The organism is Paraburkholderia eburnea (assembly GCF_002917095.1).
GTDB lineage: Bacteria > Pseudomonadota > Gammaproteobacteria > Burkholderiales > Burkholderiaceae > Paraburkholderia > Paraburkholderia eburnea.
On sequence record NZ_PQGA01000015.1, the window covers coordinates 91,885 to 110,329 of the forward strand.

General features: G+C 65.6%; 16 protein-coding genes. 12 read left to right on the plus strand and 4 right to left on the minus strand.

Annotated features, from left to right (window positions below; genetic code table 11):
* Positions 1-19 precede the first annotated feature (19 nt).
* Positions 20-1,138, plus strand: a complete 1,119-nt coding sequence (locus B0G62_RS22850) for an ABC transporter ATP-binding protein (protein WP_103706485.1) — start codon at positions 20-22, stop codon at positions 1,136-1,138.
* Positions 1,139-1,230: 92 nt separating this feature from the next.
* Here B0G62_RS22850 and B0G62_RS22855 read toward each other — a convergent pair whose 3' ends face one another.
* Together B0G62_RS22855 and trxB are read right to left on the minus strand one after the other, a co-directional pair.
* The gene (locus B0G62_RS22855; RefSeq protein ID WP_103706486.1) at positions 1,231-2,001 is read right to left on the minus strand and encodes a Smr/MutS family protein; all 771 of its coding nucleotides are present in this window, start codon (positions 1,999-2,001) and stop codon (positions 1,231-1,233) included.
* A gap of 188 nt (positions 2,002-2,189) precedes the next feature.
* On the minus strand, positions 2,190-3,185 hold the full coding sequence (gene trxB, locus B0G62_RS22860; protein ID WP_103706487.1) for a thioredoxin-disulfide reductase: 996 nt from the start codon (positions 3,183-3,185) through the stop codon (positions 2,190-2,192).
* A gap of 366 nt (positions 3,186-3,551) precedes the next feature.
* On the opposite strand from trxB, the gene B0G62_RS22865 reads away from it, so the two are divergent.
* Positions 3,552-5,864, plus strand: a complete 2,313-nt coding sequence (locus B0G62_RS22865) for a DNA translocase FtsK (RefSeq protein WP_103706488.1) — start codon at positions 3,552-3,554, stop codon at positions 5,862-5,864.
* 56 nt (positions 5,865-5,920) lie between these two features.
* Positions 5,921-6,631 (plus strand): outer membrane lipoprotein chaperone LolA, encoded by a 711-nt coding sequence (gene lolA / locus B0G62_RS22870; protein WP_103706489.1) that lies wholly within the window; start codon positions 5,921-5,923, stop codon positions 6,629-6,631.
* 71 nt (positions 6,632-6,702) lie between these two features.
* Here lolA and B0G62_RS22875 read toward each other — a convergent pair whose 3' ends face one another.
* Positions 6,703-7,773, minus strand: coding sequence for an MBL fold metallo-hydrolase (locus B0G62_RS22875; protein ID WP_103706490.1), 1,071 nt, complete (start codon positions 7,771-7,773; stop codon positions 6,703-6,705).
* Between the two features lie 266 nt (positions 7,774-8,039).
* On the opposite strand from B0G62_RS22875, the gene B0G62_RS22880 reads away from it, so the two are divergent.
* The 6 genes from B0G62_RS22880 to B0G62_RS22905 all read left to right on the plus strand — a co-directional run bounded on the left by B0G62_RS22880 (position 8,040) and on the right by B0G62_RS22905 (position 14,804).
* Positions 8,040-8,459, plus strand: coding sequence for a MerR family transcriptional regulator (locus B0G62_RS22880; protein WP_103706538.1), 420 nt, complete (start codon positions 8,040-8,042; stop codon positions 8,457-8,459).
* Between the two features lie 64 nt (positions 8,460-8,523).
* Positions 8,524-10,323: a bifunctional isocitrate dehydrogenase kinase/phosphatase gene (gene aceK / locus B0G62_RS22885; RefSeq protein ID WP_103706491.1), complete on the plus strand. Its 1,800-nt coding sequence runs from the start codon at positions 8,524-8,526 to the stop codon at positions 10,321-10,323.
* A gap of 15 nt (positions 10,324-10,338) precedes the next feature.
* On the plus strand, positions 10,339-11,544 hold the full coding sequence (locus B0G62_RS22890) for an acetyl-CoA C-acetyltransferase (RefSeq protein WP_103706492.1): 1,206 nt from the start codon (positions 10,339-10,341) through the stop codon (positions 11,542-11,544).
* Positions 11,545-11,637: 93 nt separating this feature from the next.
* The gene (locus tag B0G62_RS22895; RefSeq protein WP_103706493.1) at positions 11,638-12,315 is read left to right on the plus strand and encodes an SDR family oxidoreductase; all 678 of its coding nucleotides are present in this window, start codon (positions 11,638-11,640) and stop codon (positions 12,313-12,315) included.
* Between the two features lie 77 nt (positions 12,316-12,392).
* A complete protein-coding gene (locus B0G62_RS22900; protein WP_103706539.1) occupies positions 12,393-12,845 on the plus strand; it encodes a YchJ family protein in 453 nt (150 codons plus the stop codon).
* Positions 12,846-13,361: 516 nt separating this feature from the next.
* Positions 13,362-14,804 (plus strand): dienelactone hydrolase family protein, encoded by a 1,443-nt coding sequence (locus tag B0G62_RS22905; RefSeq protein ID WP_103706494.1) that lies wholly within the window; start codon positions 13,362-13,364, stop codon positions 14,802-14,804.
* On the opposite strand, the gene B0G62_RS31420 is transcribed toward B0G62_RS22905, so the two are convergent.
* Complete coding sequence (locus B0G62_RS31420; RefSeq protein WP_146055344.1) at positions 14,801-15,010, minus strand: hypothetical protein; 210 nt, start codon at positions 15,008-15,010, stop codon at positions 14,801-14,803. The genes B0G62_RS22905 and B0G62_RS31420 overlap by 4 nt on opposite strands.
* A gap of 147 nt (positions 15,011-15,157) precedes the next feature.
* Between B0G62_RS31420 and bioA the strand changes: the two genes are divergently transcribed.
* From bioA to bioD, 3 genes are read left to right on the plus strand one after another with little or no spacing between them, the layout of a single operon-like run.
* On the plus strand, positions 15,158-16,528 hold the full coding sequence (gene bioA, locus B0G62_RS22910) for an adenosylmethionine--8-amino-7-oxononanoate transaminase (RefSeq protein WP_103706495.1): 1,371 nt from the start codon (positions 15,158-15,160) through the stop codon (positions 16,526-16,528).
* Entirely contained in the window at positions 16,528-17,721 is a 1,194-nt protein-coding gene (gene bioF, locus B0G62_RS22915) for an 8-amino-7-oxononanoate synthase (RefSeq protein ID WP_103706496.1), read from the plus strand. Before bioA ends, bioF begins: the two co-directional genes overlap by 1 nt.
* Positions 17,718-18,443, plus strand: a complete 726-nt coding sequence (gene bioD, locus B0G62_RS22920) for a dethiobiotin synthase (RefSeq protein ID WP_103706497.1) — start codon at positions 17,718-17,720, stop codon at positions 18,441-18,443. The genes bioF and bioD overlap by 4 nt, the downstream gene beginning before the upstream one ends.
* Positions 18,444-18,445: the final 2 nt, after the last annotated feature.

Sequence of the window (18,445 nt, forward strand, 5' to 3'; positions counted from 1 at the left end):
GATTAAAAGGATTCATAGCATGGCAAGCCTTTCCATTCGCGACGTCTACAAGACCTACCCGAACGGGGTGCCCGTCCTCAAGGGCGTGAACATCGACATCGAAGACGGCCAGTTCCTGATTCTGGTCGGCGGCTCGGGCTGCGGGAAGTCGACGCTGCTCAACATGATCGCGGGTCTCGAAACCGTGACCAAGGGCGAGATCATGATGGACGGCAAGGTGGTGAACAACCTCTCGCCGAAAGACCGCGACATCGCGATGGTGTTTCAGTCCTACGCGCTGTATCCGTCGATGACGGTGCGCGAGAACATCTCGTTCGGCCTGAACATCCGCAAGGTGCCGAAGCCCGAGCAGACGCAGATCGTCGACCGCGTATCGAGCATGCTGCAGATCCAGCATCTGCTCGATCGCAAGCCGGGTCAGCTCTCGGGCGGCCAGCGCCAGCGCGTCGCCATGGGCCGCGCGCTCGCACGCGACCCGATCATGTTCCTGTTCGACGAGCCGCTTTCGAACCTCGACGCGAAGCTGCGTATCGAAATGCGCTCGGAAATCAAGCTGCTGCATCAGCGCGTGGGCAAGACGATCGTCTACGTGACGCACGACCAGATCGAAGCGATGACGCTCGGCGACCGCATCGCGGTGATGAAGGATGGCATCGTGCAGCAGTTCGGCGCGCCGCAGGACATTTACGATTCGCCGTCGAACCTGTTCGTGGCGGGCTTCATCGGCGCGCCGCCGATGAACTTCATCAACGGCAAGCTGGTGGAGCAGGGCTCGGGTGTGGGCATCGAACTCGACACGGGCGTTGCGCGCAACGTGCTGAACCTGCCGTTCGACGCGAACAAGCTGCGCAGCCACATTGGCCAGGAAGTGGTGCTGGGCCTGCGCCCGGAACGCATCACCGACGCGCGCAGCTCGCACGACGGCCATGGCCACGAACTGCAACGTCACACGGTAAAGGTCGATGTGATCGAGCCGACCGGTCCGGACACGCTGGTGTTCGCGCAGGTCAACGGCAAGCGCGTGGTCAGCCGCGTGCACCCGGGCGCGAATCCGCAGCCGCTCAACAGCATGGAACTGCTGTTCGACGTGTCGAAGGCCGTGCTGTTCGACCCGAAGACGGAAGAGCGCATCGCGTAATTTCCGCGCGTCGCTGTAAAAAAGAAAAACCCGTTCGCTGCGCAAGCAGGAACGGGTTTTTTGTTGTCGGTGTGTGCTCGGGCTAGGTCGGATCAGAGATGACCGTGCTGGCCGTGTCCATGCCCATGCAGCGGCTGCAACAGCACGAGCACTGCGCCCGCGCCGCCGTCATGCGGCCGGGCCTGGCAGAACGCGATCACCTCTTCCTTCTGCACGAGCCACGCGCGCACTTTGCCCTTGAGCACGGGTTCCTTGCCGACGGAGCCGAGTCCCTTGCCGTGAATCACGCGCACGCAGCGCAGCCCGCGCTTGCCGGCTTCGCGGATGAACGTCTGCAGGGACTCGCGCGCTTCCTCGCGGCGCATGCCGTGCAGATCGAGCTGCGCCTGCACGATCCAGGTGCCGCGCCGCAGCTTCTTGACGACTTCCTCGCTGATGCCGGGGCGGTGATAGTAGAGCGAGTCGTCGGTATCGAGCAGGGCCTCGGGATCGAATTCGTCGGAGATAGCTTCGTGCAGGACGGCCTGTTCGTCGAGGCGGGTCTGCAACGGCAACGGTACGGGGGCCGAGCGGCGCGGCTGGGCACGCGGCGGCGCCACGAGCGGCGCGACCGAGCCGACCTCGCGGCGGAACAGATCGCTGTCGGCGGCGGCTTCCACGCGCGCGGCCTGGGCCGCGACACGTTCGCGCTCGCGCTGGCGCGTCTGGGTCTTGAGCGCGTCGCGCAGGCTGCCGAGGCCGGAAAAACCGCTGGCCGCCTTGCCGGGTTCCAGTGCGGGCGCGGGGGCCGTGACGGGCGCCGCCGCGGGGCGCGGGCTGGCGGGGCGCTTGGGTTCGCCCGGATGGGGGACGTTCTTGGGCATGACGAAAGAAACGAGAGAACGAAAGGCGCTGGTTGAGTCGATTCCGACGCGGCGAAATGCCGCGCGACGTCCGACGACGAAGCCAATGAAAAAGGGCCGCCGGCTGGCTGGCCGCGACCCTCTTGCAATGCGCCGCCAGACTTCAGGGCGCTATTTTACCGGCTTGACGGCTGTGGCCTGGCTTCGGCTTAACGTTCCGCTTCGGCGCTCATCACGTGCGCCTGGCCGAGTTCGTGCACGCTTTCCAGGTAGCGCTGCGCGTCGAGCGCGGCCATGCAGCCCGTGCCGGCGCTGGTGATCGCCTGGCGATAGACGTGATCCTGCACGTCGCCTGCCGCGAACACGCCCGCCACGCTGGTGCCGGTGGCGTTGCCGCTCAGGCCGCCGTTCGTGATGATGTAGCCGTTCTTCATCTCCAGCTGGCCTTCGAAGATGTCGGTGTTCGGCTTGTGGCCGATCGCCACGAACACGCCTTGCAGGTCGAGATCGGTGGTTTCGCCGGTCTTCACGTTCTTGATGCGCAGGCCGTTTACGCCGCCTTCGTTGCCCTTGACCTCGTCGATCACGTTATCCCACTTGATTTCGACGACGCCTTCCTTTTCTTTCTCCAGCAGGCGGTCGATCAGGATCGGCTCGGCGCGGAACTTGTCGCGGCGGTGGACCACCGTGACCTTGCTGGCGATGCCCGACAGATAAAGCGCTTCCTCGACCGCCGTGTTGCCGCCGCCGATCACGGCGACGTGCTGGTTGCGGTAGAAGAAACCGTCGCAGGTCGCGCAGGCCGACACGCCGCGGCCCATGAACAGCTCTTCGCTGGGCAGGCCGAGGTATTGCGCCGATGCGCCCGTCGCGATGATCAGCGAGTCGCAGGTGTATTCGGCCGAATCGCCGATCAGGCGGATCGGCTTTTCATCGAGTTTGGCGGTGTGGATGTGATCGAACACGATTTCCGTGTTGAAGCGCTCCGCATGTTCCAGGAAACGCTGCATCAGTTCCGGGCCTTGCACGCCGTTCGGGTCGGCGGGCCAGTTTTCCACGTCGGTCGTGGTCATCAACTGACCGCCCTGGGCCAGACCGGTGACGAGCAGCGGCGAGAGATTCGCGCGCGCCGCATAAACGGCTGCCGTGTAGCCGGCGGGGCCGGAACCGAGAATCAGGACTTTGGCGTGTTTGGTTGCGGACATGGTCGAATTCCGTTGAAGGCGCTGCGTGGCGGATAGCCGGCGCGGCTGCCGGGGGTTCGCATGGGCCGCACAGCGGTGGGGCGGCGCTCATGCAGGTAGTTGGGTATCAGCGCGTAATTATAAAGGCCGGGTGAGACGGATGTGTCATGAGGGTTTCTCATCGCGGCGATAGCGCTTCCGGAGCCTGCGCAGCGTTGTAATAGCAGCGCCCACGCCGTTGTCAGTTACCGTCATTTACAGCCCCGGGCCGCCGGGGCCGAAACAACGCGTTTACAATAGGCCGGATCGGACGGCCGCCGCGCCCGTCTGCCGGGGCGTCCGGCAGCGCGCCCGCGCCGCGCAAGCATCAAGAGTCACCGGGATTCAATGGCCAAAGCTCCCTTTTCCGCGCAGGCGCAGGCATTGCCTCACCGCATGTCGCGTCTTTTCACCGAAATCCGCTGGATCCTGCAGGTCGCGCTAGGCGTGTTCCTGCTGATGGCGCTCATCAGCTACAGCCGCCGCGATCCGAGCTGGACCCATGCCGCCCAGGTCGACCACATCTCGAACTGGGCCGGGCGCGTGGGCGCCTGGACTTCGGACATCCTGCTGCTGCTGTTCGGCCTGTCGGCCTACTGGTGGGTCGTGATCCTAGCGCGGCATATTTCGAAGAACTACCGCCGCATCACGCGTCACGAGGCGCTCGACGACGAAGAAGACCAGCCGCGCGACCATAGCTGGATCGCCGAGGGCTTCGCCTTCGTGCTGGTGCTGCTCGCCTGCGACGGCATCGAGGCGCTGCGCATGTGGTCGCTCAAGGTGCAGCTGCCGCGCGCGCCCGGCGGCGTGGTGGGGGAGGCCGTGGCGCGCGGCGTCTCGCATGCGCTCGGCTTCACGGGCGGCACGCTCGCGCTGCTGCTGGCGCTCGGCATCGGCCTGTCGCTGTATTTCCGTTTTTCGTGGCTTTCCGTGTCGGAAAAGGTCGGCGAATCGATCATCAACGCCGTGACCATGGCGCGCCTGCGCCGCGAAGCGCGCAGCGACCGCAAGCTCGGCGAGGCCGCCGCGGTCAAGCGCGAAGGCAAGGTCGAGCGCGGCCGCGTGAAGATCGAGGAGCACGAGCCGGTCACGATCGTGCCGCCGGTGGTCACGCCGCAGCGCTCCGAGCGCGTGGAGAAGGAGCGCCAGGTGCCGCTCTTCACCGACCTGCCGGGCGACTCCACCTTGCCGGCGATCTCGCTGCTCGACCCCGCGCCCGCCGCGCAGGAAACCATCTCGGACGACACGCTCGAATTCACCTCGCGTCTCATCGAGAAAAAGCTCAAGGACTTCGGCGTCGATGTGGCCGTGGTCGCCGCCTATCCCGGCCCGGTCGTGACGCGCTACGAAATCGAGCCCGCGACCGGCGTGAAGGGCAGCCAGATCGTCAATCTCGCGAAGGATCTCGCGCGCTCGCTTTCGCTCGTGTCGATCCGCGTGGTGGAGACGATTCCGGGCAAGAACTGCATGGCGCTCGAACTGCCGAACCAGCGCCGCCAGACCGTGCGCCTGTCGGAAATTCTCGGCTCGGCGGTCTATGCCGACGCGCCTTCGGCGCTCACCATGGGTCTGGGCAAGGACATCGGCGGCAAGCCGGTGTGCGCCGATCTCGCCAAGATGCCTCACCTGCTGGTGGCCGGCACGACCGGTTCGGGCAAGTCGGTGGGCATCAACGCGATGATCCTGTCGCTGCTCTACAAGGCGAGCGCGGAACAGGTCCGCATGATCCTGATCGACCCGAAGATGCTCGAAATGAGCGTCTACGAAGGCATTCCGCATCTGCTCTGCCCGGTCGTGACCGACATGCGCCAGGCCGGCAACGCGCTGAACTGGACCGTCGCCGAGATGGAGCGCCGCTACAAGCTCATGAGCAAGCTGGGCGTGCGTAACCTCGCGGGCTACAACAACAAGATCGAGGAAGCGAACAAGCGCGAGGAAAAGATTCCGAACCCGTTCAGCCTCACGCCGGACGATCCGGAACCGTGCCAGAAGCTGCCGCATATCGTCGTGGTGATCGACGAACTGGCCGATCTGATGATGGTGGTCGGCAAGAAGGTCGAGGAGCTGATCGCGCGGATCGCGCAGAAGGCGCGCGCGGCTGGCATCCACCTGATTCTGGCGACGCAGCGCCCGTCGGTGGACGTCATCACGGGTCTGATCAAGGCCAACGTGCCCACGCGCATGGCGTTCCAGGTGTCGTCGAAGATCGACTCGCGCACGATTCTCGACCAGATGGGCGCGGAATCGCTGCTCGGCATGGGCGACATGCTGTATCTGCCGCCGGGCAGCGGGCTGCCGGTGCGCGTGCACGGCGCGTTCGTCGGCGACGACGAAGTGCATCGCGTGGTGGACAAGCTCAAGGAGCAGGGCGAGCCGAACTATATCGAGGGCATTCTCGAAGGCGGCGTGACGGGCGAGGGCGACGAGGGCACGGCAAGTGCTTCGGGCACGGGCGACGAGTCCGATCCGCTTTACGATCAGGCTGTCGAGGTGGTCATCAAGAACAAGCGCGCGTCGATCTCGCTCGTGCAGCGGCATCTGCGCATCGGGTATAACCGTGCTGCGCGGCTGCTCGAACAGATGGAGCAGTCGGGGCTGGTTTCGGCGATGTCGTCGAGCGGCAACCGCGAAATCCTCGCGCCCACGCGCGACGCCGACTAATTACGCCGCTGCGCCGCTACGGTGCGCGAACCCCATTCGCTATTGGAGAACGATAGATGCAGTTTTTCGCAGGACATTCCGCAGGCTCAACGCTGGCGCGCGCGGGCCGCTCGCTCGCGGTAGCGCTGGGCGCGACGCTCGTGATGGCGGGCCATGCTTACGCCAGCGGCACCGACCAGCTCAAGCAGTTCGTCAGCCAGGTCCACGCCGCGCGCGGCAGCTTCGTGCAGCGCGAACTCAAACCGCCTTCAAACGCCCAGAACACCAGCGACGCCATCGCCACGGCCACGCTCAACGCCAAGGTGTCGAGCGGCACCTTCGTGTTCTCGCGTCCGGGCAAGTTCGTCTGGTCGTATGAGAAGCCGTACCAGCAACTGCTGCAATCGGACGGCGACAACCTCTACGTCTACGACAAGGACCTGAACCAGGTCACCGAGCGCAAGCTCGGCGGCGCGCTCGGCGCGAGCCCGGCGGCGATCCTGTTCGGCAGCAACGATCTGGACAAGAACTTCACGCTCTCGGATGCGGGCGTGAAGAACGGCATCGACTGGCTCGAACTGATTCCGAAGTCGAAGGACACGCAGTTCAAGAGCGTGGGCATCGGCTTTCGCGACGGCAACCTCGAAGCGATGGAGCTGCATGACGTGTTCGGCAACGTGACGCTGCTGACCTTCTCCAACATCGAGAAGAACCCGTCGCTACCGGCCTCGACGTTCAAGTTCGTGCGGCCCAAGGGCGCCGATCTCATCACCGGCGGCGCGAACTGATCCGCGCGTAGCCTGAAGTAAAGAGGGGCGGCTCATCGGGCCGCCCCTCTTTACTTTTCAGCGATGACTTTTTAAGCGGAGAAGCGGATCACGCCATCCTCGCCGATCTGGCGCGTGAGCTTGCCTTCGAGCCAGAGCAGATGCAGGTGCGCCAGCGCCTCGCCCAGTGCGAAGGTCAGTTGATGCATGTCGAGCTTGCGCTTGAACATGAGCGGCACGATGTCAGCGGCGCATTGCGGCGCGCTCGCGCAGGCTTCCAGCACTTCGGCCAGACGCGCATCGTGGTGCGCGCGCAGTTGCGCGATGCGCGTATGCAGGCCGCGGAACGGCTTGCCGTGCGAGGGCAGCACGAGCGTGTTTTCCGCCATCGTCTCGTAACGGCCCAGCGATTCCAGATAGAGGCCGAGCGGATTGCCTTCCGGCTCCATATCGAACACCGACACGTTCGTCGAGATGCGCGGCAGCACCATGTCGCCCGAAATCAGCACGCCCGATTCCTCGCACAGCAGCGCGCAATGCTCGGGCGAATGGCCGAAGCCCGTGACGACGCGCCAGTCGCGCCCGCCGATCTTCACCGTATCGGCTTCGCGCAGGCGCCGGTACTGCGAGGGCAGCGCGGGCACGAGGTTCGAGTAGTAGTTCCGCCGCGTGCGCAGTTGATCGAGCGAGCCTTCATCGGTCACGCCATGGCGCGCGAAATGGCGCGCCGCGCCTTCTCCGCCGGCGTTCGAGCCGTTGCCCGAAGCCAGCACGCAGGCGCTCATATATTCGCCGAGCGTCGTCCACAGGCGCACGTCCCAGCGCTGCTTGTCGCCGCCTGCGCAAATCCAGTGTGCAAGCCCGATATGGTCCGGATGACAGTGCGTGACCAGCACGCGCAGCACCGGCAGGCCGTCGAGCTGGCTTTCGAACACCTGCTCCCAGTGCGCCTTGATCGTGTCGTCGGTGATGCCGCAGTCCACCACGGTCCAGCCCTGCTGGCCGTCGATCTCGTCGCGCAGCAGCCAGAGGTTGATGTGATCGAGCACGAAGGGCAGCGGCATGCGCAGCCATTTCACGCCGGGCGCGACATCGAAAGCGATGCCGGCGTCGGGCAGGGTATCGGCGAAAGGGTAGTCGAGCTGGTGTTCGAGGGCGTTCATCGTGGGTGTCGTCTCGTGTCGTTATCGTGGGATTTCGGTGCGCATCAGACCTAGCCTGTCAGTATTGTCGCCGCATTGCGTCATTTCTGCTGGCGGCCCCTCGGACTGTTCCGTTAGGCGGAACAACCGACGCCAGCGGTCGCGGGCCGCATAAGCGGTTGTACAAGCGGTTGCGCAAGCGTGGACTTGACGATAACGTAAACGTCGATCTCAACGATAGCCATGCCGCCCGGCCGAATCCGGCCGCGGCGAAGCGCGCCCCCGACATGAACCAGTACACGATTACCGAACTCGCCCGCGAATTCGACGTGACGCCCCGTGCGATCCGTTTCTACGAAGACCAGGGCCTGCTCGCGCCGAGCCGCGAAGGCGCCGGTGGCCTCAAGCGCGTGTTCTCGGGCCGCGACCGCACGCGCCTGAGGCTCACGCTGCGCGGCAAGCGGCTGGGCTTCACGCTCAACGAGATTCGCGCGCTGCTCGATCTCTACGAGTCGCCCACCGACACGCTGCCGCAGTTGCAGGCCTTCCTCGAAACGGTCGTGCGTCACCGCGAAATCCTGGAGCGCCAGCGCGACGACCTCGACGCCACGCTCGAAGACCTCGCGCAGTACGAAGCGCAGGCGCGCGTGCTGCTGGAAAAGAACGCGGCGGGCGATGTGCGACAGGCGCCGTCCGAAGTGAAATAAGCCGATCGCACCAAGCCGCACCAGACCGCACCAGACCACACCAGACCGCGCCGGGAATCGCGTCATGAGACATTTTCCGAAACTGCTTTCCTCGCAGATCGGCTTCGATGTGGCGCAAACCGTGCTCGACGGTTTCAACCGCCACTACCAGAGCTTCTGCGCGGCGGCGGTGCACGCGCGAGCGTGCTTCGAGTCGGCCGACTGGCGCGGCCTGCAGCAACTCGCGCGCGAGCGCATCGTGTCCTATGACGAGCGCGTGCGCGAATGTCTGCGCGCGCTCGAAGACGAATACGACGCCGAAAGCATCGACGACGAGGTGTGGGAGCAGATCAAGCTGCACTACATCGGCCTGCTGACCACGCACCGGCAGCCCGAATGCGCCGAGACCTTTTTTAATTCGGTGTGCTGCAAGATCCTGCATCGCTCGTACTTCAACAACGACTTTATTTTCGTGCGGCCCGCGATCTCGACCGAATACATCGAGAACGACGAGCCGGCCGCCAAGCCGACTTATCGCGCCTACTATCCGGCCAAAGACGGGCTGGCCGCCACGCTCGCGCGCATCGTCACGAATTTCCAGCTCGACACGCCTTTTGAGGACCTGGAGCGCGATGTCAGCTGCGTGATGCGGACCATGCTGGACACCTTCGGCGCGGTCGAGCCAAAGCCGAATTTCCAGATTCACACGCTCGCTTCGCTGTTCTTTCGCAACCAGTCGGCGTATATCGTCGGGCGCATCATCAACGGCGATTTGATCGCGCCGTTCGTCGTGCCGATCCGTCATGTCGAAGCGGGCGAAGGCGCCGGCAAGCTCGCGCTCGACACGGTGCTGCTGCGCACGGACCCCGTGCTCATCATGTTCAGCTTCGCGCACTCGTATTTTTTCGTGGATATGGAAGTGCCGTCCGCGTATGTCGAGTTCCTGCGCAGCATCATGCCGCGCAAGGCGAAGGGCGAAATCTACACCTCGCTCGGGCTGCAGAAGCAGGGCAAAAATCTCTTCTATCGCGATCTGCTGCACCATCTCTCGCATTCGAGCGATCAGTTCGTCGCCGCGCCCGGCATTCGCGGCATGGTGATGATCGTGTTTACGCTGCCATCGTTTCCCTACGTGTTCAAGGTCATCAAGGACCGTTTTCCCGCGCCGAAGGAAACCACGCGCGCGCAGGTGGAGGCGAAGTATCAACTGGTGAAGCGTCACGACCGGCTCGGGCGTCTTGCCGATACGCTCGAATATTCGAGCGTCGCGCTGCCCATCGCGCGACTCGACGAGGCGCTTTTGAAGGAGCTGGAAACGCTTGCGCCTTCGGTGATCGAATACGAAGGCGACCAGCTCGTGATCCGCCATCTCTACATCGAGCGCCGCATGGTGCCGCTCAATCTCTGGCTGCAGAACGGCAGCGACGAAGAGGTGGAGCACGGCATCCGCGAATACGGCAACGCGGTGAAGGACCTGATGCGCGCGAACATCTTTCCGGGCGACATGCTCTACAAGAATTTCGGCGTGACGCGTCATGGCCGCGTGGTGTTCTACGACTACGACGAGATCGAATACCTCACCGACTGCAACGTGCGCGCCGTGCCCGCGCCACGTTATGAGGATGACGAACTATCGGATGAGCCGTGGTATGCGGTCGGACCGCGCGATATTTTCCCGGAAACGTATGGCACGTTTTTGCTCGGCGACCCGCGCGTGAAGCGCTATTTCCTCGCGCATCACGCCGACTTCTTCGAACCCGCGCTGTGGCAGGAAAGCAGGACGCGCCTGCTGGCGGGCGAGGTGCCCGATTGCCTGCCTTATGACGAGGCGGAGCGCTTTCGGCAGCGGTATCCGGAACGCTTCCACGAATCATCGAACCTATGAACAAGGAGGATGGACATGAGTGAGACACAGAAACATACCCAGCAAGACCCGGTCGTGATCGTCGCGGTGGCGCGCACGCCGATGGCCGGTTTTCAGGGCGAATTCGCCACACTGACGGCGCCGCAACTGGGCGCAGCGGCGATCGCCGCTGCGGTGGAGCGCGCGGGCCTCAAACCTGGGCAGATCGACGAAGTGGTGATGGGCTGCGTGCTGCCCGCGGGCCTGGGCCAGGCGCCCGCGCGTCAGGCGGCGCTGGGCGCGGGCCTGCCGCTCGCGGCGGGCGCGACCACGGTGAACAAGATGTGCGGCTCGGGCATGCGCGCGGCGATGTTCGCGCACGACATGCTGCTGGCGGGTTCCGCCGAGGTGATCGTCGCGGGCGGCATGGAAAGCATGTCGAATGCGCCGTATCTGCTGCCGAAGGCGCGCGCGGGCATGCGCATGGGACACGGCCAGGTGCTCGATCATATGTTTCTCGACGGTCTCGAAGACGCTTACGACAAGGGGCGTTTGATGGGCACCTTCGCCGAGGAATGCGCGGGCGAATTCGACTTTTCGCGCGAGAGTCAGGATGCGTTCGCCATCGAATCGCTCAAGCGCGCGAAGCGCGCCAACGAAGACGGCTCGTTCGCGTGGGAAATCGCGCCTGTGAAGGTCGCGTCGCGCGCGGGCGAAACGACCATCGAGCGCGACGAGCAGCCCTTCAAGGCCAATCTCGACAAGATCGCCACGCTCAAGCCCGCGTTCAGCAAGACGGGCACGGTGACGGCCGCGAACGCGTCGTCGATTTCGGACGGCGCGGCGGCGCTCGTGATGATGCGCGAATCGACGGCGAAGCGCCTGGGCGTGCAGCCGCTCGCGCGCGTGGCGGGCCATACGACCTTCGCCCAGGCGCCCGCGAAGTTCACGACGGCGCCGGTGGGCGCGATCGCGAAGCTGTTCGACAAGACCGGCTGGACAGCCGGGGACGTCGATCTCTACGAGATCAACGAAGCCTTCGCCGTGGTCACGATGGCGGCGATGAAGGAGCACGACTTGCCGCACGACAAGGTCAACGTGAATGGCGGGGCGTGCGCGCTGGGCCATCCGATCGGCGCTTCGGGGGCGCGCATTCTCGTCACGCTGATCGGCGCGCTGCGCGCGCGCGGCGGCAAGCGGGGCGTGGCTAGCCTGTGCATCGGCGGCGGCGAGGCCACGGCAATGGCCGTCGAACTCATGTAGGCTTTTGAATGACGCGCGCCGCGGGGAGGCGGCGCGCGGCATGACCCGCACGCGGTGTGTGGTAAAGATCGCGGCATACAAGAGAGGTGCAACATGAAAACAGCATTGATCGTGGGTGCCTCGCGCGGCCTCGGCCTCGAGTTCGCGCGCCAGTATGTGAAGGCCGGCTGGCGCGTGCTGGCCACGGCCCGCTCCGAAGCGTCGCTTGCGGAATTGCGCGCGTTGGGCGCGCAGACGTACCCGCTCGATATCGCGCGGCCCGAAGACATCGCCGCACTGGGCTGGAAGCTCGACGGCGAGCGTCTGGATGTCGCGCTCATTGTGTCGGGCGTCTATGGCCCGCGCACCGAAGGCGTCGAGACCATCACCGCCGAAGACTTCGAGTACGTGATGAACACCAACGTGCGCGGCCCGATGCAGATCATCCCGATCCTGCTGCCGCTCGTCGACGCGGCGCATGGCGTGCTCGGCGTGCTGTCGAGCCGCATGGGCAGCATCACGCAGACCACGGGCACGACCGGCTGGCTCTATCGCGCGAGCAAGGCGGCGGTGAACGACGTGCTCAAGATCACCTCGTTGCAGACGCGGCGCGCCACCTGCATCGCGTTGCATCCGGGCTGGGTGCGCACGGACATGGGCGGCGCGCACGCGGCCATCGACGCGACGGCGAGCGTCGCGGGCATGCGCGAAGTCGTCGCCGAAGCCGCCGCCGCGCGCGAAGTCTTCAACGGGCGCTTCTTCCAGTACGACGGCACCGAACTCGACTGGTAAGCTCTGCTGCACGGATGAATCAGGGCCGCCACGCTCGCGCGGGCGGCTTTTTTATTTTGTCGAAGGAATCGTTTTTTATGAGCGCACACACGCAGCGTCCCGTCGAATGTCCTTGCGGCGGCGCCGCGCCTGGCCAGAAATCGGAGAAATCGGGGGCGAAGCCGCCTCGCTACGCCGACTGCTGCGGCCGCTTCATCGATGGCGATGCATTGCCCGCCACCGCGCTCGAACTGATGCGCTCGCGCTACACGGCTTACGTGCTGGGCGACGTGCCGTATCTGCGCGCGACGTGGGCCGCTGAAACCTGTCCCGCCGATCTCGACGTCGATCCCAATGAGCCGGGCGCGCCGCGCTGGCTGGGACTGGCCGTGAAGCGGCATGAAAGCATCGACGAAACCCATGCGATCGTCGAATTCGTCGCGCGCCATAAAAGCGGGGGACGCGCGTATCGCCTGCACGAATCGAGCCGCTTCACGCGCGGCGACGACGGCCGCTGGCGCTACGTGGACGGCGATATCCTGGAAGGCTGACGCTCCGGCGCCTTCGAAAAGAAGCGCGCTCGGGCACGCAAAATCGTGCTTTTGCAAACCCACGCTTACCTGCAAAAAACGGGGATGTAGACGATGCGCGACAGGTCGCCTCCGCCATTGTTTTCCGTTTTCGTTACTCCGCATGACCTCGAAATCCGCCGATGCGCCGTGCTTCAAGGCCTGCGCGCCGTTGGCACGCCTTATGCCGGGTTACCCCTGAATTGCACAACAATTATTTGTCGTGCGAGGATGCAATCACGGTGTCCGTTTCGCCATTAAGAATTTGTTGAAAAACAATTTCCTGGCGACTTCAAACGGAGGCTGGCGGCGAGTCTGATCGATGACAGAAAGGCGCCGCATAGGTGTTCCGATCGGTTTTACTTCCCAGCAACGGGTCAAAAACCACGCCAGGCCTTCGGGCCAGGCGCGCCAGTGTCCTGTTGTGTCCGCTTGAGGGCGGGGATAGTTGCTCGGTAGTCAGATTCACAGCAGGATTTTCGCGGGCGGGTGTAGCGCATGGCGTTCAGGAAGCTTCTTACCGGATGGGCGGTGGCCGGCACAGCATGTGTGCTGTCGGTCGCGCACGCAGCCTCTCTTACCGATCCGGCAGCCGTGTCGGGCGCTCAAGTCTCGACGCAGGTTTCAAGCGCGGCCGCCGCGCATATGAGTGCCAACGTCGGCGCTCAATCCTCGCTCGCATCCAGTTCATCCGGCCCGCTCGGCAGCGCGCACGTGCCGCGCATCGCGCTCGACGACGCGTATCTGCCCGTCGTGCACGCCGGCATGAACGCCCAGATCATCCATATTCCCGTGCCGGGCGAGTCCGACGTCACGCTCGAAACCACGGTTTACCGCCCGGACGGCCCCGGCCCGTTCCCGATGGTGGTGTTCAACCACGGCAAGATCCCCGGCGACCCGCGCATGCAGCCGCGCAGCGACCCGATGTCGTTCGCGCGCGAATTCGTGCGCCGCGGCTACGTGGTGGTCGCGCCGAACCGCCGCGGCTTCGCCGGTTCGGGCGGCAGCTACGAGCAGGACGGCTGCGACGTGGCGAGCAACGGCATGGGCCAGGCCGCCGACGTCGCCACGACGGTCGACTACATGTCGAAGCAGCCCTATGTGGACGTGAACCATATCGCCGTGGCGGGCACCTCGCACGGCGGTCTCGCGACCATGGCCTACGGCACCGAAGCCGCGCACGGCGTGCGCGCGCTCATCAACTTCTCGGGCGGTCTGCGTCAGGACGCCTGCACGGGCTGGCAGGACAACCTGACCCAGGCATTTGGCTCGTACGGCGGACGGGCTCGCGTGGCCTCGCTCTGGCTTTACGGCGACAACGATTCGGTGTGGACGCCCGATCTCGTCACGAAGATGTTCACGGCTTTCCGCACCGCGCAGGCGGGCGACGGGCAGCCAGGCTCGAACTTCGCCTCGGGTGCGAAGCTGGTCGATTTCGGCGCGTACAAGAACGACGCGCACCGGCTCGTCGGCGATCGCGACGGCGTGCAGGTCTGGTGGCCGACGGTCGAAGCCTTCCTCGCCAATCAAGGCATGCCCACGTCGGTGCAGTACCGCGTGGAGACGCCGAGCGCGCCGCGCGCGAGCGGTTACGCGTCGATCGATTCGGTGAGCGCGGTGCCGTTCCTCGATCAGGCGGGCCGCGACGGCTATCGCAACTTCCTCAAGCAGTACCCGAGCCGTGCGTTCGCCGTGTCCGATTCGGGCGCGTGGTCGTGGGCCGAGGGCGGTGACAATCCGATGGACGTCGCCGTCGCGAACTGCCAGAAGCACAGCTCGGATCCATGCCGGCTCTATGCGGTCAACGGCAGCGTGGTGTGGGCGAACGAAAACGTCGCGACCGCGCGGAACGAACCCGCCGACGACGGCCATGCCGTTGCGGATAGCGGCAACGCCGCGCCTGGCGCAGCCGACTCGTCGCACTCGCTCGCGAGCCGCTAGAACATCTGACGCGCCAGCGCGTCGCGTGATCCTGTTGCCCCGAAAGGCGCCTTGCGGCGCCTTTTTTCATTGCGGGTTCGCTGCCGCCTTGCGATACATCCCCAAATAAATGCCGCCTCGGGCGCTTCTTGCGCGGCGTTTGCCGCGCCGCGCGCATATTTTTTTGCATAAGCGCGCGTCACTTTGCCGTCGTCATCTACGGCCATTTCGAGTCTTTGCAAACGAAGTGCGCCGAGCTGCCCCGAACCCCGCCAAACCCCACGCCGACGGGCCTGGAAAGCCCCTTTCGGGGGTAGTGCATTGCGCGATCGAACGCGCTAAATTCGGCTGCGCTGTCGTATCGGGAGCCGTAAGTGGACTCGCAAAACAAGAACTCGCAAACCAACCTTGGCAACGATGCCTGGATCGCGCGCAGCCTGCGCGCGGTCTGGCACCCTTGCACCCAGATGAAACACCACGAGCGCCTGCCGCTCGTCGCCGTCGCGCGCGGCGCGGGCCCGTGGCTCTATGACCACGAGGACCGGCGCTATCTGGACGCCATCAGTTCGTGGTGGGTGAATCTGTTCGGCCACGCCAATCCGGCCATCAACGCCGCGCTCAAGGCGCAGCTCGACACGCTTGAGCACGTGATGCTCGCGGGCTGCACGCACGAGCCCGCCGTCGAACTGGCCGAACACCTCGCGGCCCTCACGGACAACGTGCTGGGCCATGCGTTCTTCGCCTCGGATGGCGCATCGGCGGTCGAGATCGCGCTGAAGATGAGCTTCCACGCGTGGCGTAATCAGGGTGCGAGCGACAAACGCGAATTCGTGTGCCTGGCCAACAGCTATCACGGCGAGACCATCGGCGCGCTCGGCGTGACCGACGTGAAGCTCTTCCGGGATGCCTACGATCCGCTGCTCACGCATGCGCACGTGGTCGCTTCGCCCGATGCGCGCTTCGCGCGCGAAGGCGAAAGCGCCGCCGATGTCGCGCGCCGCGCGCTCGCCGACGTGGAAAAGCTTTTCGCCGAACGCGAAGGCCGTATCGCCGCGCTGATCGTCGAGCCGCTCGTGCAGTGCGCCGCCGGCATGGCGATGCACGATCCGTCGTATCTGCGCGGCCTGCGCGCGCTGTGCGATCAATACAAGGTGCACCTGATCGCCGATGAAATCGCCGTCGGCTGCGGGCGTACCGGGACGTTCTTCGCCTGCGAGCAGGCCGGCATCTGGCCCGATCTGCTCACGCTCTCGAAGGGCATCAGCGGCGGTTATCTGCCGCTGTCGATCGTGCTGTCGCGCGACGAAATCTACGCGGCCTTCTACGACGACGACACCACGCGCGGCTTCCTGCATTCGCATTCGTACACGGGCAATCCGCTCGCGTGCCGCGCGGCGCTCGCGACGCTCGACCTGTTCGCGCGCGACGGCGTGCTGGAGTCGAACGCGCGCAAGTCCGCGCAACTGCGCGAGGCCTTCGCACCGCTCGACGCCCATCCGCTCGTGCGCAACCTGCGCCAGTGCGGCACGATCCTCGCGTTCGACGTGGCGCTCGCCGATGCCGAACGCGCACGCACGTTCTCGCGCCGCTTCTTCGAAAACGCATTGCAGCGCGAGTTGCTGCTGCGCCCGATCGGCACGACGGTCTACGTGATGCCGCCCTATATTCTGGACGCCGAAACACAGGCGCTGCTCGCGACGCGCACGCGCGAGACGTTCGACGCCACCGTCGCGGAGGACCTCTGATGCATTTGCTGGACACGCTCGAACAGAGCCTGCGCGAACTCGACGCGCACGGTTTGCGCCGCCGCCGCCGCACCATCGATACGCCGTGCGACGCGCACATGACGGTCGATGGCCGCGAGACGATTGGTTTCGCGAGCAACGATTATCTGGGCCTCGCGGCTCATCCGCAGCTTGTCGCGGCGCTGGCCGAAGGCGCGCAGCGCTATGGCGCGGGCAGCGGCGGCTCGCACCTGCTGGGCGGCCATTCGCGCGCGCACGCGCAGCTCGAAGACGACCTTGCGATCTTCGCGGGCGGCTTCGTCGATGCGCCGCGCGCGCTGTATTTCAGCACCGGCTATATGGCGAACCTCGCCGTGCTCACGGCGCTCGCGGGCCGCGGCACGACGATCTTCTCCGATTCGCTCAACCACGCCTCGCTGATCGACGGCGCGCGCCTGTCGCGTGCCGACATCCAGATCTATCCACATGCGGACATGGATGCGTTGAGCGCGATGCTCGACGCTTCGGACGCCGGCACGAAGCTGATCGTGAGCGACACCGTGTTCAGCATGGACGGCGATGTCGCGCCGCTCGCGCGCCTTGTCGAACTGGCCGAGGCGCATGGCGCGTGGCTCGTCGTCGACGATGCGCATGGTCTTGGCGTGCTCGGCCCGCAAGGGCGCGGGGCGATCGCCGAAGCCGCGCTGCGCTCGCCGTATCTCGTGATGGTGGGCACGCTCGGCAAGGCCGCGGGCGTGTCGGGCGCGTTCGTCTGCGCGCACGCCACCGTGATCGAATGGCTCGTGCAGCGCGCGCGTCCGTATATCTTCACGACGGCGTCGTCGCCGGCCGTGGCGCATGCCGTTAGCGCGAGCCTGCGCATCATCGCGGGCGAAGAGGGCGACGCGCGGCGCGCGCATCTGCGGCATCTGATCGGGCGCACGCGCGCGATCCTCAAGGAGACCTGCTGGATGCCGGTCGATTCGGCCACCGCTGTCCAGCCGCTCGTGATCGGCTCGAACGATGCCACGCTCGCCTTGCAGGCCGCGCTCGAAAACGACGGCCTGTGGGTGCCCGCGATCCGGCCGCCGACCGTGCCTGTCGGCACGTCGCGCCTGCGCATTTCGCTGTCGGCGGCCCACTCGGATGCCGATCTCGACCGTTTGAACGATTCCCTGCAACGCGCGAGCCGCGCGGCCCTGGAGGGCGCATGAGTCTCGCGAATGTGTCTTTCTTCGTCACCGGCACCGATACCGAAATCGGCAAGACCTTCGTGAGCGCGGCGCTGCTGCGCGGCCTCACGCACGCGAGTTTGCGCGCGGCGGCGCTTAAACCCATCGCCGCGGGCGCGTACGAGCTTGATGGCGTCTGGCACAACGAAGACGCCGATCAGCTCGACGCCGCCGCGAGCGTGCTGCTGCCGCCCGAGATGCGCACGCCTTTCCTGCTCAAGGAGCCGGCCGCGCCGCACATTGCCGCCGCGCTCGAAGGCGTGACGCTCGACATGGCGCGCATCGTCGATTGCCATCGCGCCGCGTGCGAGCGCGCCGACGCGGTCGTGGTGGAAGGCGTCGGCGGCTTTCGCGTGCCGCTCACGCCGACTGAAGACACCGCCGATCTGGCCGTTGCGCTCGGTCTGCCGGTCGTGCTGGTGGTCGGCATGCGCCTGGGCTGCATCAGCCATGCGCTGCTCACCGCCGAAGCGGTCGCCGCGCGCGGGCTGAAGATCGCGGGCTGGGTCGCCAACCGCATCGACCCGAACATGACTTTCCCGCAGGAAAACATCGACACGTTGCGCACGCTTCTCGCCGCGCAATTCGACGCGCCGCTTCTGGGCGTCGTGCCGCATATGCGCGGCGCGAGCGCCGACGATGCGGCCCACCACCTGAACATCGACACCTTGCTCGCGCGCCTGAGCGCACTGGCCGGGCGCTAAAG

What these genes read in the sequence shown, in the direction of transcription:
- B0G62_RS22850 (WP_103706485.1), top strand. Translation starts at nt 20, where the DNA reads ATGGCAAGCCTTTCCATTCGCGACGTCTACAAGACCTACCCGAACGGG.
- B0G62_RS22855 (WP_103706486.1), bottom strand. Translation starts at nt 2,001, where the DNA reads ATGCCCAAGAACGTCCCCCATCCGGGCGAACCCAAGCGCCCCGCCAGC.
- trxB (WP_103706487.1), bottom strand. Translation starts at nt 3,185, where the DNA reads ATGTCCGCAACCAAACACGCCAAAGTCCTGATTCTCGGTTCCGGCCCC.
- B0G62_RS22865 (WP_103706488.1), top strand. Translation starts at nt 3,552, where the DNA reads ATGGCCAAAGCTCCCTTTTCCGCGCAGGCGCAGGCATTGCCTCACCGC.
- lolA (WP_103706489.1), top strand. Translation starts at nt 5,921, where the DNA reads ATGCAGTTTTTCGCAGGACATTCCGCAGGCTCAACGCTGGCGCGCGCG.
- B0G62_RS22875 (WP_103706490.1), bottom strand. Translation starts at nt 7,773, where the DNA reads ATGAACGCCCTCGAACACCAGCTCGACTACCCTTTCGCCGATACCCTG.
- B0G62_RS22880 (WP_103706538.1), top strand. Translation starts at nt 8,040, where the DNA reads ATGAACCAGTACACGATTACCGAACTCGCCCGCGAATTCGACGTGACG.
- aceK (WP_103706491.1), top strand. Translation starts at nt 8,524, where the DNA reads ATGAGACATTTTCCGAAACTGCTTTCCTCGCAGATCGGCTTCGATGTG.
- B0G62_RS22890 (WP_103706492.1), top strand. Translation starts at nt 10,339, where the DNA reads ATGAGTGAGACACAGAAACATACCCAGCAAGACCCGGTCGTGATCGTC.
- B0G62_RS22895 (WP_103706493.1), top strand. Translation starts at nt 11,638, where the DNA reads ATGAAAACAGCATTGATCGTGGGTGCCTCGCGCGGCCTCGGCCTCGAG.
- B0G62_RS22900 (WP_103706539.1), top strand. Translation starts at nt 12,393, where the DNA reads ATGAGCGCACACACGCAGCGTCCCGTCGAATGTCCTTGCGGCGGCGCC.
- B0G62_RS22905 (WP_103706494.1), top strand. Translation starts at nt 13,362, where the DNA reads ATGGCGTTCAGGAAGCTTCTTACCGGATGGGCGGTGGCCGGCACAGCA.
- B0G62_RS31420 (WP_146055344.1), bottom strand. Translation starts at nt 15,010, where the DNA reads ATGGCCGTAGATGACGACGGCAAAGTGACGCGCGCTTATGCAAAAAAA.
- bioF (WP_103706496.1), top strand. Translation starts at nt 16,528, where the DNA reads ATGCATTTGCTGGACACGCTCGAACAGAGCCTGCGCGAACTCGACGCG.
- bioD (WP_103706497.1), top strand. Translation starts at nt 17,718, where the DNA reads ATGAGTCTCGCGAATGTGTCTTTCTTCGTCACCGGCACCGATACCGAA.